Origin of the sequence: Streptomyces ficellus, from assembly GCF_009739905.1 — a bacterium.
GTDB lineage: Bacteria > Actinomycetota > Actinomycetes > Streptomycetales > Streptomycetaceae > Streptomyces > Streptomyces ficellus_A.
In genome coordinates, this window is record NZ_CP034279.1 from 769,900 (window position 1) to 784,151 (window position 14,252).

Consider the following 14,252-nt stretch of genomic DNA (forward strand, 5'->3'; position numbering starts at 1 on the left):
CGGAAAGTCTCGCCTGGCCCGTGACGCCCGGCGGGCGCGGGGACGGGGCGTCCGCGGCGGACTCCGCCCCGGTGAGACCGGCGTCGCCGCTGCCGCTGCCCGCCCGTGGCCGTAGCCTTCGCGAGCAGCACCCCCGAAACCCGAGCAGGGCCCGAACCGTGTGGTTCGGGCCCTAGACCGCGTCGGCGAGGACGAGCGAGTGGATGCGGTCCGGGGCGCCGGGGCGGGCGTAGTACCAGCCCTGTGCCGTGTCGCAGCCCAGTTCCCGCAGTTGTTCCGCCTGCGCGCCCGTCTCGACGCCCTCCACCGTCACGGCGAGTTCCAGGCTGTGCGCCAGGGAGACGATCCCTTCGACGATCTTCAGGTCGACCGGGTCGATCGGGTGCTGCTGCATGCTCTGGGTGAAGGAGCGGTCGAGCTTCAGCACACTGACCGGCAGCCGGCGCAGGTTGGCCAGATTGGAGTATCCCGTGCCGAAGTCGTCCAGGGCTATGTCCACGCCCATGTCGGCCAGTTGCCGCAGCGGCTTGAGGAGGTCCTCGTCGGCGCCGATCAGCGCGGACTCGGTGACCTCCAGGCACAGCGCGCCCGGGTCGAGGCCGGAACGCTCCAGGACGTCGACGGTGTCGGCGACCAGGTTCGGGTGGTGCAGCTGTGTCGGCGACAGGTTGACGTTGATGCGCAGGGGGCCGCCGTCGGCGTGGCTCCGGTTCCAGAACCTGGCCTGGCGCACCGCCTCCTGGAGCACCCAGCGGCCGAGCGGCACGATCAGTCCGGTGTGTTCGGCGAGCGGGATGAACCGGTCGGGGCCGAGCACCCCGTGCTGCGGGTGGCACCAGCGCACCAGCGCCTCAGCGCCGTGCACGCTGCCGTCCCCGAGGTGCACCAGCGGCTGGTACTCGATGAAGAACTCGCCCCGGTCCAGGGCCGCCGGCAGCGCGGTGGTCAGGCCGTGCCGGGTGATGGCGCGGGCGTCCGCCTCGGGGTCGGCCCGCTCGAACCGGTTCCCGCCCCGCGATTTGGCCCGGTACATGGTGATGTCGGCGCTGCGGAGCACCTCCGCCGGACCGCGTTCGCCGGCCGGCCCCTCGACGACGCCGACACTGCCGCGGACGGTCAGCTCGCGGCCGTCCAGGCGGACCGGCGTGGAGAGGGCGGCGAGGATGCGGTGGGCCAGCTCGTCGGCCTGCTGCTCGGTGTCCGCGCCGGTGGTGAGCGCCACGAACTCGTCGCCGCCGAGGCGGGCGACCATCTCGCCCGGCCCGGTCGCGACGGACTGGAGCCGGTCGGCGACCTCGACGAGCAGCCGGTCGCCGGCCGCGTGGCCGAGGCTGTCGTTGATGGCCTTGAAGCCGTCGAGGTCGAGGTAGCAGAGCCCGAAGCGGGTGCCGTCGGGCGCGGTCAGCACCTTGTCGAGCCGCTCGAAGAACAGGGTCCGGTTGGGCAGCCCGGTCAGCGCGTCGTGGGTCGCCTCGTACCGCAGCCGAAGGTTGAGCAGCCGGCGCTCGGTGGTGTCCTCCATCAGCGCCAGCTGGTACTGCGGGCGGCCCTCGGCGTCCCGCAGCAGGGAGACGGTGAGGTTGGTCCACAGGACGGTGCCGTCACCGCGGTAGAAGGGCTTCTCGACCCGGAAGTCCTCCCGTTCGCCGCGCACCAGCTCCCCGTAGAGCTTCCAGACGTGCGGCGCGTCCTCGGGGTGCACCCACTCGCTGACCCTGCGGCCGCGCACATGGTGCTCCAGGCCGCCGAACATCCGGGTGAGGGCGCCGTTGACCTCCAGTATGTTGCCGTCGAGGTCGGCGATGCCGATGCCGACGGCCGCGCCCTCGAAGACGGCGCGGAAGCGCGCCTCGGTGGCGTGCAGGGCCTGCTCGGCGAAGCTGCGGGCCATGAGCGCGGAGCGGGCGATGGCCTCCTGCTCGACGAGGGTCCGCTCGCGCAGCGCCTGGGCGAAGCCGGCCGCCAGGGCGTGCTGGAGCCGGGCACAGCGGGCCCGGAGTTCCTCGGCCGCGCCGCCCTCCCCGTCACCGCCGCAGTACAGCACCAGGTAGGAGTCGACCACGCCGAGGCTGCGGCTGAGCGCGTCCGGATCGGTGCAGTGCGCGGCCACCAGGGCGGCACCCACGCGGTGCGCGGGCGCCGGGTCGAACGGCCAGGCGTGCAGGGCGGCGCACAGGTCGCGGGCGAGCGGCAGCAGGTGCTGCTCGACCTCGGAACGGGTCAGCGACGTGGCCGTGACGGGGAAGACGGCGCGGCTCCAGATGGTCGCGAACCGTTGGAGTCTGTCCTCCAGGCCGTCCGGTTCCGCCGCGGAACCGGAGGGTCGCACGGGCATGCTCAACGCTTGCGCCCCACCCCTGCGAAGCCCGAGAAGGCGTATGGATCCTCCTGGTCGACCGGGTTCTCGGGCCGCCACTCGGGCATGGACACCAGGCCCGGTTCGACCATCTCGAACCCGTCGAAGAAGCGGGTCACCTCGTCGCGCGTGCGCATGATCAGCGGGTTGCGGATCTCGTTGTAGACGCCCACGGTGCCGCTCGCCCGTTCCTGGGACAGCGGGATGCCCTCGTAGGAGGCGTGGGTGAGGATCAGCAGGCTGCCGGGGGCGAGGGCGTCGCGGAGTTCGGCGAGCGCCCGCTCCGGCTCGTCGGCGTCCGCGACGAAGTGCAGTACGGCGACCAGGAGCAGGGCGACCGGCCGGTCGAGGTCCAGCAGGTCGCCGGTCTCGGGGGCGGCGATGATGTCGTGGGGCTTGCGGAGGTCGGCGTTGACGACCGCCGCCCTGTCCTCGTCCGCCAGGACGGCCCGGCTGTGGGCGACGGCCACCGGGTCGTGGTCCACGTACAGGACCCGCGACTCGGGGTCGGCGGCCCGGGCGACCTCGTGGACGTTGCCGAAGGTGGGGATGCCGGAGCCTATGTCGAGGAACTGGGTGACGCCCTCGGCGACCGCGTACCGCACCGCGCGGCGCATGAACGCGCGGTTGGCCTGCATGACCTTGGGGAGACCCGGCATGAACTCCATGGCCTTGCGGGCCGCTTCCCGGTCCACTTCGAAGTTGTGCGAGCCGCCCAGGTAGTAGTCGTAGATGCGGGACACGCTCGGCACCGAAATGTCGATGCCCGGCGGGGCCCAGGCGGGACGCTCCATCGATGTCTCCAACAAGTCGCCACGGTATGAGGCCATGTTCATGGCCATTGTTCGAGCCGAGGCTACTGATCGCTCGCCTGGAGGGCGAGAGGAAACGGAAATTAGCGATCCGTTCTTGGTCACACGTCTCGGTCACCGGACAGCGGCACGTGCGCCCGGCACGTACGTCCGGCGCTGCCGGCCGGGGCCCGCCGTACCGGCCGGACGCGCCCGTACGACCGGCCCGCCGCCCACGCGGGGGGCGCGGGACGGCGGGCCGGCGGGGGGTCCGGGCCGGCTGGGCCGGACTCCCCGGGGTCGGAACGTACGTGGGGACTCTACTTGGACGCCCCGACCATCTTTCCGGCGGGCGAGATGGCGAACCAGGTGCCGCCCACGCCCTGACCGTTGGTGTCACCGGGCTTCTTGTCGCCCGCGAAGGTGTACAGCGGCCAGCAGTCGATGGTCTGCTGCTTGATGCCGTCGGGGCGGTTGAACACCGTGTACCCCTTGAGGTTGATGCCCTCGGTGTCGTTCTTGTCCACCGGAGCGACGACCGGCCACTTCTCCAGGCACTCGCCGGTGCACGCGGTCTTCATGGGCCACGCCGAGTCCTTCTCGAACCGGTAGACCGTCATGCCGTTCTTGTCCACGACGACCTCGCCGAGCTTGGGGTCCTTGCGGACGGACAGACCCGCCAGGTCGGCCGGGGCCCCGCCGCCGTCCTGCTCCTCGGCGGCACCCTCGTCGCCGCCGAGGGCGGCCTTCTTGCCGTCGGGAGCGGCGGCGAACCAGGTGCCGCCCACGCCCTGGCCCTTGGTCTCGCCCGGCTTGGTGTCCTTGGCGTACCGGTACATCGGCCAGCCGTCGATGGTGAGTTGCTTGGTGCCGTCGGCGCGGGTCACCTCGCCCATGAGGGAGGCGTCGACCCCGGCCGGGGGCTTCGCGCCGTCGGCGGCCACCACGGGCCAGGCCTTGGCGCAGTCGCCCTCGCAGTTGGACTTGGGCGGGTTCGGCGTGTCCTTGTCGAAGCGGTAGAGCGTGAGGCCCTCGCTGTCGGTGACGACCTTGCCGAGTTCCTTGCTGTCCCACACGGCGAGCTGGCCGGCCGGCTTGGCGGCGGCGGCCTGGCCCCCGGAACCGGCACCCGATCCGTAGCCGGAACCCGAACCGTATCCGGCGCCGTTCTCGGCCGGGGCCCCCGCCGGCGCGGCGGCGCCGACCGAACCGGCGGGGGCCGTGGCACCCTTCTCCTGACCGCACGCCGTCGTCAGCGCGAGCACGGCCGCCGCGGACAGCGCGAGCGAGGCGTTCCGCCAGGTCTTCATGTCAACTCCCGTTGTATTGAGGTACTTTGGCGACGCCAGGTGCGCCGTTCATGGCCCTATGTACGGGTGGGAGTGCCGCGCGCGTTCAACGCGTCGCGAAATTTTCTCGTCCGGCGGCGGCGGAGGTTACGCAAAACCCTTCCATCAGGGGAATCACACCGGTTCGGTACCACCCCGGGGCGCCCGGGCGATCATGATCGTCGGCGTGTACGGAACTCACGTCGCGCGCGTCCTCGCCGCCGTCGCCCTCGGCTGGTCGCTGGCCGTCCCGCTGCCGGCGGCCGCCGACGCGTGCGCGGTCGCCCACGTCGGTCCCGGGAGCCCCGACCCGGTGGTCGCGGTCGCGGGTGACGCGACCTGCCCGCCGCCCTCGCCCCCGGCGCCCGAGCCGCCTCCCCCACCGGCGCCGACCCCGACGCCTCCGCCACAGCCACCCCCGCCGGTACCCGCGCCGCCCCCCGCCCCGCAGCCTCCGGCGCCCGGGCAGGCCGTACCGCAGCCCCCGCCGGCGGCCCGGCCCACAGCCCTGCCGCCACGCCCCACCGCGTCCGGCCGGGAGGCGGCCCCACCGCCCGCGGCCCCGGCACCGCCGGCGCCTGGCCCGGCACCCGGCCCCGCGCTGCGCCCCCGCCCGGGCCCACCGGCCCGGGTTCCGCTGCCCGCCTACCGCAGGGCGCAGCGCGCCGAACCGGCGGGCGGCCCGTCCACCGTCACCGTGATGCTCCTGATCATGGCGCCCGCGGTGTTCGCCGCCGCCATCCTGCGCCCCCGCTCCTCCCGCTGACCTCCCCCGCCGGCCCCCGGCCCCTTCCTACCGACCGCCCCGGAGAACACCTTGTCGGAATGGCTTGTCCTGTCCATCGCGATGGCCGCCGCCTGCGCGGTCGTCCTGACCATCGTCGTCATCAACAACCGCCGGATCGGCGACGACGACGACCCGTCCGAAACACCGGACGTCCTCGAGTACATGACGATGATGATCGGCGTCGTGTACGCGATCGTGCTGGGCCTGGCGATCGCCGGCGTCTGGGAGGGGCGCAGCGCCGCCCAGGAGAGCGTCCGCCAGGAGGCCCAGGCCCTGCACGAGGTGTCCGCGCGGGCTGAGGTCTGGCCCGCGGACGTCCGCGCCCGCATCCGCGCCGACGTCAACGCGTACGTGTCGCACGTCGTCGACGACGAGTGGCAGGCGATGGCCGAACGCGGCGAGCTGACCGCCAAGGGCACCGAGCTGCTGGAGCGGGTGCGCCGCAGCGTCTCGGACTACCGGCCGGCCGACGCCCACGAGGGCGAGGCCTACCAGCCGATGGTGGACCAAGTGGCGGTGGCGGACGACGCGCGCAGCGCCCGTGCCGAGAACGCGGGGGCCACCATGCCCGGCGTGGTGTGGTTCGGCCTGATCACCGGCGCCCTGATCACCGTGGGCCTGATCTTCACGCTCCAGATCCGGCGCACGTTCCGCGAGCTGCTGCTGGCCGGCCTCTTCAGCGCCCTGATCGCCTTCCTGCTGTTCCTGATCTGGGCCCTGGACGCGCCATTCGGCCGGGGGATCTCCGCGACCACGGACCCCTTCCTCAACGCCTTCCCGCACCTGGAGAACCTGGGAGGCTGACCGCGACGCCGCCCCGGGGCGGGACGGGCCGGGCGGATCGGTGGCGACCTGCGCCGAGTACGGGCACTTTTCGCGTCCGCCGTACGGGTGACCTCGGTGCCCCATTCGCTCGACTGCGATCGCGGTTGTGGTAAGGCGCTCCTAGCGTTTCCGGCATCGAGGTGCATATCAGACGCTTTGTGGAAATCCGTTCCGCAGCTGCCCCTCGGGACCCGGAGGATTGACGATGCGCGCGATAGGTGCCGCCTCCGCCGCTCTCCTCGGAGCGGCCGCTCTCGCCCTGACCGCCCCCGCCCCGGCGGTGGCTTCCGGCAAGTACGCCCCCGGTGACTTCGCCATCAGCCCCTCGACCGTCCAGCCGGGGGGCAGGGTCGTGCTCACGGCTCCCGGCTGCTCCGGCACCGCCATGGCCTCTTCGGGGGTCTTCGACACGGTCACCATCCCCGCAGGCCGCTCGGCGACGGCCACCGTCGACTGGGACGCCCGCCGGGGCGCGGTCTACACGGTGTCGTTCACCTGCGCGGGCGGCGCGCCGGGCACGGTCGACCTCACCATCGCGCCCGCCACCAGCACCCCGACCACCAGCTCCACCGCCGCGCCCACGGTGACGGCCACACGGACGGTGGCCAGCACGGCACCCAGCCAGGGTGTGCGGGGCGGCGTGGGCGGCAGCATCGGCGGCCTGAACGCCGGCGAGCTGGCTGCCGGAACCGGCCTGGTCGTGGCGGCCGCCACCGGGCTCATCTTCGTCCTGCGCCGCCGCGCCGACAACCGCCGCCACTGACCGTGCCCCGGCCGTGCCCGCCGCGCCCCGGCCGGCGGGCACGCCGCACCACCTGCGAGCCGCACCCACCTGCCCGTCAGCCGCCGCCCATCCGGCCGTCGTCCGGCGGACACGCCCGTCGCCCCGAGTCCTGACCGACCAGGACTCGGGGCGACGGGCGTATTCGGCCGACCGGGAGGTTCGGCCGGTCAGACCTTTCCGCCGCTCAGACGGCGACGGCGGCTGATGAACAGCCCGCCGCCGACGGCCGCCGTGGCGACCAGGGCGCCGCCGATGGCCATCTCGGTGGAGCTCGGCGCCATCGAGCCGCCGAGACCGCCCTGGGAGCCCTGGCCGCGGACGACCGTGAAGGTCCGGGTGACGACCATCGAGTTGTCGCTGCACTTGACGGCCAGGTTGTACTGCCCCGGTGTGGCGTGGTCGTAGATCCGGGGCGTGGCGGCCGAGTGGCCCGAGGAGTTGACGGTGAGGGCCGTCTTGGGGAAGGCGTTGGACGTGACCGTGCCGCCGTGGCCGCACCCCATGGCGCTGACGGCGAGCTGACCGCCCTGGTGCACCCGGCTCGGGGAGACCGTGACGTTGGTCGGACCGTTGTTGGCGGCGGCCAGGGGGGCGCAGAGCCCGATGGCCGCGCCGGCGGTGGCGGCCACCGCGAGAGCGCGTGAAGCACGCATCGTTGAACCTCCAGTGGAAGACGCCCCGAAGCGGCGCTCCGGGCGGATCGACGAGTACGCCTCCCACGACGAACCTTCACAAGCCGGTCCGATTACCGCATTTCGGAATTCGTCCCTTCCGGTGAGCCGACACGCCGTGCGCCGCGCCCGCGTACCTGACGGAGCCGCAGGTCACGGACCGTCAGGGGACGTTCGGCGGCTCGCGGGCGACGATGACTCGGATGGGTCATCCCCCGTGGCGCGCGCCACCCGTTCGCCCCTTCCCTGATCGCCGGTGCGGCACGGCGCACTTAGCGTGCCTACTACGCCGCGAAGGGAGAACCATGGGCAGGGGCCTGTACCACAGTGGCTTCGAGTTGAGGAGACGCTCACCGTGGGGGGCGCTGGCTCTGGTGATGCTCTCCGGTCTGGCGATGGTGCGGAACGGCGTCGACAGCGAGCCCGGCCCGCCCCAGCCGGCCCCCGCCGCCGTCTCCGAGAGCCGCCGGACCGGTGTGGCCCCGGTGCCGCCCGCCGGGCTGCGGGCGCTCGCGTACGCCCCCGCCTCCCGGATCCGTATCGAGTCGATCGACGTGGACGCCCCGGTCATGGACGTGGGGCTGGACCAGGCGGGCTGGATCGAGGCGCCGCCGGCCCAGGACCCGAACATGGCGGGCTGGTACCAGAACGGCATCTCACCGGGGCAGCGCGGTACGTCGGTGATCGTCGGCCACGTGGACAACGAGGCGGGCCCCGCGGTCTTCTACGGCCTGGGGTCGCTCAAGCGGGGCGGGCACGTGGAGGTGACGCGCTACGACGGGCGCGTGGCCGTCTTCGAGGTGTACGGCGTCGAGGTGTTCTCCAAGGAGGACTTCCCCGGGGTGCGGGTGTACGGGGACACCGGGCAGCCGGAGCTACGGGTGATCACCTGCGGTGGGGGCTACTCCAAGGCCCACGGCTACGACGGCAACGTGGTCGCCTTCGCGCGGCTGGTCGCCACGCGCTGAGCGGGCGCTGAGGGGCGGGTCCTGAGAAGGTCCTGAGCGGGTCCTGAGCGGGCCCTCAGAAGGCACCGGGCGGGCACTGGGCGGGCCGGTCGCTCGGTGGTCGCGGGCCGGCCCGCCCGGCGGGGTTCGTGCCGCGCCTCACCGGCGGGGCACGGTGAGGTGGTAGCCGGCGGCGAGGAGTTCGGGCAGGTAGGTGCGGAGCGCGGCCACGCTCTGGGAGCGGTCGCCGCCCGCGTCGTGGGAGAGGACGACGACGCCCGGCCCGGCGCCGTCCAGGACGCGGCGGACGATCGGGCCCGTGCCGGGTTCCTTCCAGTCCAGCGTGTCCACGGTCCAGGCGAGCGGTTCCATGCCCAGTTCGGCCCCGATCTCGAAGGAGTGCCGGTTCCAGGCGCCGTAGGGCGCCCGGTACCACAGGGGCGGGGTGCCGAGGGTCCGTTCGATCAGGTCGCTGGTGCTGCCGAGTTCGTCGCGGATGCGGGAGGGGCGGAGCTTCGGGATCAGCGGGTGGGACCAGGAGTGGTTGCCCACCACGTGCCCGTCGTCGGCCATCTCCCGCAGGAGGTCCTGGTTCACGGCCGCCATCTCGCCGCAGACGAAGAACATGGCGCGCACGTCGTGCTCGCGCAGGGTGCGGAGGATGGCGGGCGTGTACTGGGGGTCGGGTCCGTCGTCGAAGGAGAGGACCATGGACCGGCCGGCTCCGGAGACCCGCAGGAAGGGCCGCTGGCGCACCGGGGGCAGGGCGCGCCGGTACCGGGGCGGGGCGTACGCGGTCATGGGCTGGAGGCGGTACGAGGAGGGTGCCAGCCGGGGGCCCGCCGGGGCGCCGAGCCGGGGGCCGGCCGGGGGGCCGGCGGCACCGGGGGGTGCGGGAGGGGCGGGGCGGGCGGGGGAGCCCGTCCGTTCCAGGGCGAAGAGCCCGAAGGTGGTGGTGGCCCCCAGGGCGGCGGCGATGCGCAGCACCATCCGCCGCGAGGTGGGCAATTGATCTGATTTCATGACTGATAACTCGCATGGCGGATGCCCCGGGCCCCCGACCCACACCGGCCGGGCGGCCGATTGCACCCGATGGGACCAGCGGGCGACCCGGTCGCGTACCGCCGCCCCGGGCGGTGTGTGTCGTCTTCCCCGCGGCACCCGGGTGGGCCATCATGATCCGCCGTCAGCCGATGCCGTCTGCAAAGAGGTGACGCCCATGGCCGGAATCCGTGCGGGGCAGGGAATTCTGCGCCGCAAACCCATCGCACTGATCGACGAGGGCGGCGAGGAGGAGAGGCTCACCCGGACCCTGGGGCTGTGGCAGCTCACCGCCATCGGGGTCGGTGGCATCATCGGCGCCGGCATCTTCACCCTCGCCGGGACGGTCGCCAACGGCACGGCGGGCCCCGCGGTGCTCGTCTCGTTCCTGATCGCGGGCGTCGCCAGCGCGGCCGCCGCGCTCAGCTACGCCGAGTTCGCGGGCCTGATCCCGAAAGCGGGTTCGGCGTACACCTACGGCTACGCGGTGCTCGGCGAACTCGTGGGCTGGCTGATCGGCTGGGACCTGCTGCTGGAGTACACCGCGATCGTCGCGGTCGTCGCGATCGGCATCTCCGGCTACTTCAACTTCCTGCTCGGGGAGGTCGGTGCGGAGCTGCCCGCCTGGATGCTGGGCGCGCCGGGGACGGGCGAGGGCCACAAGGTCGACCTGTTCGCGGCGGTGCTGTGCCTGCTGATCGCCTACCTGCTCACGCTCGGCATCAAGAACGCGGCCCGTTTCGAGACGGTCGTGGTGGTGCTGAAGGTGCTGGTGGTCCTGCTGGTGATCGTGGTCGGCTTCTTCCACATCACGACCGACAACTACACGCCGTTCTTCCCGTATGGGGTCGGCGGCGCCTTCACCGGTGCGGCGACGGTGTTCTTCGCGGTGTTCGGGTACGACGCCATGTCGACGGCGGCCGAGGAGTCCAAGGACGCGCAGCGGCACATGCCCAAGGCGATCCTGTACTCCCTCGCCATCTCGATGGTGCTCTACGTGCTGGCCTGCCTGGTGCTGACGGGCATGCAGAACTACACGGAGATCGACCCGGAGAGCGGCTTCTCGACCGCCTTCAAGTCGGTGGGCCTGGACGCCCTGGCGGACGTCATCGCGGTGGGCGCCATCATCGGCATCCTCACGGTCATGTTCACGTTCATGCTGGGTGTCACGCGTGTGTGGTTCTCCATGTCCCGGGACGGGCTGCTGCCGCGCTGGTTCGCCAAGACGCACCCGACGCGGCACGTGCCGACCCGTGTGACCTGGATCGTCGGCGTCGCGTCGGCGCTCATCGCGGGCTTCCTGCCGATCGGCGAGGCGGCCGAGCTGACCAACATCGGGATCCTGCTGGCGTTCGTCGTCGTGTGCGTGGCCGTGATCGTGCTGCGCTACAAGCGGCCGGAGCTGCCCCGCACGTTCCGCACGCCGGGGATGCCGTTCGTGCCGGCGATCGGCGTGGTCTTCTCCCTCTGGCTGATCACGTTCCTCCAGGCGCGGACGTGGGCCCGGTTCGCCGTGTGGTTCGCGATCGGGCTGGTGGTCTACTTCGCCTACTCGTACCGCCAGTCGAACCTGGCGAAGGCCGGGACCGACGGCACGGCGAAGGCGGACGGGCCGGCCGGCCCGCCCGCGCCGTAGCGCCCGCTCCTCCCGTTCCTCCCCTACTCCCCCATGACCAGCCCGTCCTCGGCCGCGCCACGGCTGAGGACGACCCGTTGGATCGTGTCGCGCACCCCGGTGTGGTTCTCACCGCCCTTGATCGCCGCGTTGAGGTTGACCACCCGGCCCGTCCCCGTGTTGAACCACTGCGGGAGGAACTCCGCCTTCGCCACGTCCCAGCGGCCGCCGGGCGTGGTGGGCGGGGCGAAGGTGAAGCGGCCGATGGTGCCCTGGTTGCCGCGCGGGTCGAAGGCGCCGTTGTAGTTGATCATGTCGCCGGCGATCTGGTCGCCCATCCCGTAGACGACCCAGGTGCCGTTGACCTTCTCGTACGCCTGCGGCACGTGGGCGTGCGTGCCGATGATGAGGTCGACGTCCGGGCGTCCGCCGGTGGCCGACGCGGTGAGGCTCCGCCCGAGGCTCAGCTGCTTGTCGTCGGGGGCGGTCTGCCACTCGGTGCCCCAGTGGAGGCTGACCACGACGACGTCGGCGCCGGCCTTCCGGGCCGCGCGCGCGTCGGCGAGGATCTTGTCCTGGTCGATCAGGTTGACCGACCAGGTCCTGTCCTGCGGGACGGGGATGCCGTTGGTGCCGTAGGTGTACGCCAGGTGGGCGACCGTGGCGCCGCCGGCCTTGAGCAGCGTGGGCCGGGCGGCCTCGGCGGCGTTGCGGGCCGAACCGGCGTGACGGACGCCCACCTTGTCCAGGGCGTCCAGGGTGCGGCCGAGCCCGGCGACACCGTCGTCCAGGGTGTGGTTGGAGGCGGTGGAGCAGGAGTCGTAGCCGGTGGCCGCGAGGGCGGTGGCGACCTCGGGCGGTGACTTGAAGGACGGGTAGCCGGTGTAGGGGCCGCCCGCCTTTCCGTAGACCGTCTCCATGTGGCAGATGGCCAGGTCGGCCTTGCTCACGACGGGTGCGACCCCGGCGAGCATGGGGCGGAAGTCGTAGCCGTCGCCGCCGGCGTCCGCCTGGGCCTGCCGGATGATCGAGGCGTGCGGCAGGACGTCGCCGCTGGCCACGAGCGTGAAGCCGCGTGCGGGCGCCGTGGCGGCACTGCCCGCCGAGGAGGGGGCGGCGTGGCCCGCGCGGCCCGCCGGTACCGGCGCGGTGTGCGACTCGGGTGGCGCACCGGCACAGCCTGCCGCCGCGGAGAGGAGGACGGCGGCCACCGTCACCGTGGTCCGTCGTCGCATGCGTGGGGTGGTCATCAGCCGGCTCCGTGGGGCTTCGGGGGGTGGGGGCGCTCCCCTCGATCCCTACGGGAAATGAGGATCAGTCAATCCTTAAATACGCAAAATCATACAAACGCAGTGATAGGGGGACACCTCTCTCCGGGTGACCGTTCACCGCACCATTCGCCGCTCGGTGTGACCGCTCGTCGCACACGACGGTGCGGCGCCTGTCGCTCGGGCCGCGGATGCGTTCGGATACGCGTCGAGGGGCGGAGTGCGGCGCGGAAGGGTGTGACGATGGCGACGGCGACCACCGACGAGCGGGCCCTGGAGGAGCTCCAGCGTGACCACGGACCCGCCCTGATGAGCTTCCTGCTCGGCCTGACGTACGGCGACAGGCAGCGCGCCGAGGACCTGCTCCAGGAGACGCTGGTGCGCGCCTGGCAGCACCCCGAGGCCTTCGAGGCCCCCTACGCGTCGATGCGCCCGTGGCTCTTCACCGTCGGCCGGCGCCTCGCCATCGACGCCCGCCGGTCCCGGATGGCCCGCCCCGCCGAGATCGGGGACGGCGTGCTCGACGGCACGCCCGACCCGTCGGACGTCACCGAGTCCGCCGTCGCCGCGCTGGACGTACGGGCGGCGGTACGGGAGCTGAGCCCCGAGCACCGCGCGGTGCTGGAGCGGATCTACTTCGACGGGCTGTCCGTGAAGGAGGCGGCCGCCGATCTGGGTATACCGGCCGGGACGGTCAAGTCGCGCTCGTACTACGCGCTGCGGGCACTCGGACGGTGCCTGCCGGGCTACAGCCGCTCGCTCTCCGATTCCCTCCCGGCCTGAACCCGGCCGCCGCCCCGGCCGCCATCCCGCCCGTCACACCGTCCCCTCCCGGCACGCCGCAGCCCGTGCGTCACGGCTCCGGCGGGAATGTTGGCGAAACCACACCGCCGAGTTGAGCAAACAGCGGTCCTGGGCCGTGCCTGACGGTAGAGGCTCGTCGTCGAGGACCACACGCACGCGCAGAACGTCCGGGAGAAGGTGGGAACGTTGCGGCCCGAGAGCACGAACGGCACCGGCGGGGGCGGAGGTCTGGCCGTCCCGATGGCATGGCTGTGTGCCGAGTACATCGCCGATGAACTGCTGAGAGCCGGCGGCCTGGTCGAACCCGGCTCGCTGGAGTACCAGGCGGGCCGCCGGACGCTCGCGCTCACCGTCTACCTGGGTGACGGCACCGACGGCGCCCCCGGCACGGGCGCCGACGACCGGCTGGACGAGTGGCTGACCCGGACGTCGCACGGCCACCCCTGGGAGGACTGGGTGCGCGAGAGGCTGGCCGTGCGCCAGGAGCACGACGGTGACGACGAGGGGCTCGCCCTCGCCCGCGAGACCTGGCAGCGGCTGGAGGGCACCCACCTGCTCGCCACCGACCTGGGCGCCCTGACGGCCGCCCCGGCCGCCGGGCTCACCGTCGACGAGTCGGAGGCGGTGTGGCTCCCGTCCTGGCGCCTGGGCCTGCCGCTCGGACACCTGGCGCTGCGCCTGTACTGAGCGCCCGACCCCCGGACACGGCACGCCCCGCCCGGCCGGTCCCCCGACACGGCACGCCCACGCCGGCCGCGCGCCGCGTCAGTGGGGCTGCACCGGGCGGGCGTGGACCGTGAGGGGCAGGTCCTGGTGGCCGCCGCTGGCGACCATGCGCACCTCGCCCCGGTCGCTGATCTCCGCCAGGACGATGCCCGTGTCGTCCGCGTAGACCGGATGCCCGCCGGCGCCCTTGCGGTCGGTGCGGTGCACCCGTACGACGTCCTCCCGGCCGAAGTCCAGCTCGTAGTGCTCATGACTGCCCATGTCTGCCTCCCGGAACGCGTTCAGCCGCCACGCATCCGCGTCCCCAAA

The 14,252-nt window shown here is 72.8% G+C and carries 14 protein-coding genes; 7 read left to right on the top strand and 7 right to left on the bottom strand.

Features of this window, described 5'->3' with window-relative positions; genetic code table 11:
• Positions 1-172 precede the first annotated feature (172 nt).
• The 3 genes from EIZ62_RS03320 to EIZ62_RS03330 all read right to left on the bottom strand — a co-directional run bounded on the left by EIZ62_RS03320 (position 173) and on the right by EIZ62_RS03330 (position 4,457).
• On the bottom strand, positions 173-2,341 hold the full coding sequence (locus EIZ62_RS03320; RefSeq protein WP_156691217.1) for a putative bifunctional diguanylate cyclase/phosphodiesterase: 2,169 nt from the start codon (positions 2,339-2,341) through the stop codon (positions 173-175).
• Complete coding sequence (locus tag EIZ62_RS03325; RefSeq protein WP_156696175.1) at positions 2,338-3,150, bottom strand: SAM-dependent methyltransferase; 813 nt, start codon at positions 3,148-3,150, stop codon at positions 2,338-2,340. Before EIZ62_RS03325 ends, EIZ62_RS03320 begins: the two co-directional genes overlap by 4 nt.
• A 317-nt stretch (positions 3,151-3,467) precedes the next feature.
• Positions 3,468-4,457 (bottom strand): SCO0930 family lipoprotein, encoded by a 990-nt coding sequence (locus EIZ62_RS03330; protein WP_156691218.1) that lies wholly within the window; start codon positions 4,455-4,457, stop codon positions 3,468-3,470.
• A 205-nt stretch (positions 4,458-4,662) separates the two neighbouring features.
• Between EIZ62_RS03330 and EIZ62_RS03335 the strand changes: the two genes are divergently transcribed.
• The 3 genes from EIZ62_RS03335 (at position 4,663) to EIZ62_RS03345 (ending at position 6,850) form a co-directional block, all read left to right on the top strand.
• Positions 4,663-5,241 carry a hypothetical protein gene (locus EIZ62_RS03335; protein ID WP_156691219.1) on the top strand — a complete coding sequence of 193 codons (579 nt, stop codon included), beginning with the start codon at positions 4,663-4,665 and terminating at the stop codon, positions 5,239-5,241.
• A gap of 51 nt (positions 5,242-5,292) precedes the next feature.
• On the top strand, positions 5,293-6,066 hold the full coding sequence (locus EIZ62_RS03340) for a bestrophin-like domain (RefSeq protein WP_156691220.1): 774 nt from the start codon (positions 5,293-5,295) through the stop codon (positions 6,064-6,066).
• Between the two features lie 226 nt (positions 6,067-6,292).
• Positions 6,293-6,850, top strand: a complete 558-nt coding sequence (locus EIZ62_RS03345) for a hypothetical protein (RefSeq protein ID WP_156691221.1) — start codon at positions 6,293-6,295, stop codon at positions 6,848-6,850.
• A 188-nt stretch (positions 6,851-7,038) separates the two neighbouring features.
• Here EIZ62_RS03345 and EIZ62_RS03350 read toward each other — a convergent pair whose 3' ends face one another.
• On the bottom strand, positions 7,039-7,524 hold the full coding sequence (locus EIZ62_RS03350; protein ID WP_156691222.1) for a hypothetical protein: 486 nt from the start codon (positions 7,522-7,524) through the stop codon (positions 7,039-7,041).
• A 323-nt stretch (positions 7,525-7,847) separates the two neighbouring features.
• Here EIZ62_RS03350 and EIZ62_RS03355 point away from each other — a divergent pair, with 323 nt between their 5' ends.
• A complete protein-coding gene (locus tag EIZ62_RS03355; protein WP_156691223.1) occupies positions 7,848-8,510 on the top strand; it encodes a class F sortase in 663 nt (220 codons plus the stop codon).
• Positions 8,511-8,648: 138 nt separating this feature from the next.
• Here the strand turns inward: EIZ62_RS03355 and EIZ62_RS03360 are convergent, their stop codons facing one another.
• Complete coding sequence (locus EIZ62_RS03360) at positions 8,649-9,512, bottom strand: polysaccharide deacetylase family protein (RefSeq protein WP_156691224.1); 864 nt, start codon at positions 9,510-9,512, stop codon at positions 8,649-8,651.
• Between the two features lie 196 nt (positions 9,513-9,708).
• Here EIZ62_RS03360 and EIZ62_RS03365 point away from each other — a divergent pair, with 196 nt between their 5' ends.
• Positions 9,709-11,166, top strand: a complete 1,458-nt coding sequence (locus tag EIZ62_RS03365) for an amino acid permease (RefSeq protein ID WP_156691225.1) — start codon at positions 9,709-9,711, stop codon at positions 11,164-11,166.
• A gap of 23 nt (positions 11,167-11,189) precedes the next feature.
• Here the strand turns inward: EIZ62_RS03365 and EIZ62_RS03370 are convergent, their stop codons facing one another.
• Entirely contained in the window at positions 11,190-12,395 is a 1,206-nt protein-coding gene (locus EIZ62_RS03370; protein ID WP_244375417.1) for a CapA family protein, read from the bottom strand.
• A 261-nt stretch (positions 12,396-12,656) separates the two neighbouring features.
• On the opposite strand from EIZ62_RS03370, the gene EIZ62_RS03375 reads away from it, so the two are divergent.
• Together EIZ62_RS03375 and EIZ62_RS03380 are read left to right on the top strand one after the other, a co-directional pair.
• Entirely contained in the window at positions 12,657-13,196 is a 540-nt protein-coding gene (locus tag EIZ62_RS03375; protein ID WP_208827751.1) for a sigma-70 family RNA polymerase sigma factor, read from the top strand.
• A 207-nt stretch (positions 13,197-13,403) separates the two neighbouring features.
• On the top strand, positions 13,404-13,904 hold the full coding sequence (locus tag EIZ62_RS03380) for a hypothetical protein (protein ID WP_156691227.1): 501 nt from the start codon (positions 13,404-13,406) through the stop codon (positions 13,902-13,904).
• Between the two features lie 78 nt (positions 13,905-13,982).
• Here EIZ62_RS03380 and EIZ62_RS03385 read toward each other — a convergent pair whose 3' ends face one another.
• Positions 13,983-14,204: a DUF6296 family protein gene (locus EIZ62_RS03385; RefSeq protein WP_156691228.1), complete on the bottom strand. Its 222-nt coding sequence runs from the start codon at positions 14,202-14,204 to the stop codon at positions 13,983-13,985.
• Positions 14,205-14,252: the final 48 nt, after the last annotated feature.

Coding starts and splice junctions, on each gene's coding strand:
- EIZ62_RS03325 (WP_156696175.1), bottom strand. CDS start 3,150: ATGGAGCGTCCCGCCTGGGCCCCGCCGGGCATCGACATTTCGGTGCCG.
- EIZ62_RS03330 (WP_156691218.1), bottom strand. CDS start 4,457: ATGAAGACCTGGCGGAACGCCTCGCTCGCGCTGTCCGCGGCGGCCGTG.
- EIZ62_RS03345 (WP_156691221.1), top strand. CDS start 6,293: ATGCGCGCGATAGGTGCCGCCTCCGCCGCTCTCCTCGGAGCGGCCGCT.
- EIZ62_RS03350 (WP_156691222.1), bottom strand. CDS start 7,524: ATGCGTGCTTCACGCGCTCTCGCGGTGGCCGCCACCGCCGGCGCGGCC.
- EIZ62_RS03355 (WP_156691223.1), top strand. CDS start 7,848: ATGGGCAGGGGCCTGTACCACAGTGGCTTCGAGTTGAGGAGACGCTCA.
- EIZ62_RS03360 (WP_156691224.1), bottom strand. CDS start 9,512: ATGAAATCAGATCAATTGCCCACCTCGCGGCGGATGGTGCTGCGCATC.
- EIZ62_RS03365 (WP_156691225.1), top strand. CDS start 9,709: ATGGCCGGAATCCGTGCGGGGCAGGGAATTCTGCGCCGCAAACCCATC.
- EIZ62_RS03370 (WP_244375417.1), bottom strand. CDS start 12,395: ATGACCACCCCACGCATGCGACGACGGACCACGGTGACGGTGGCCGCC.
- EIZ62_RS03375 (WP_208827751.1), top strand. CDS start 12,657: ATGGCGACGGCGACCACCGACGAGCGGGCCCTGGAGGAGCTCCAGCGT.
- EIZ62_RS03385 (WP_156691228.1), bottom strand. CDS start 14,204: ATGGGCAGTCATGAGCACTACGAGCTGGACTTCGGCCGGGAGGACGTC.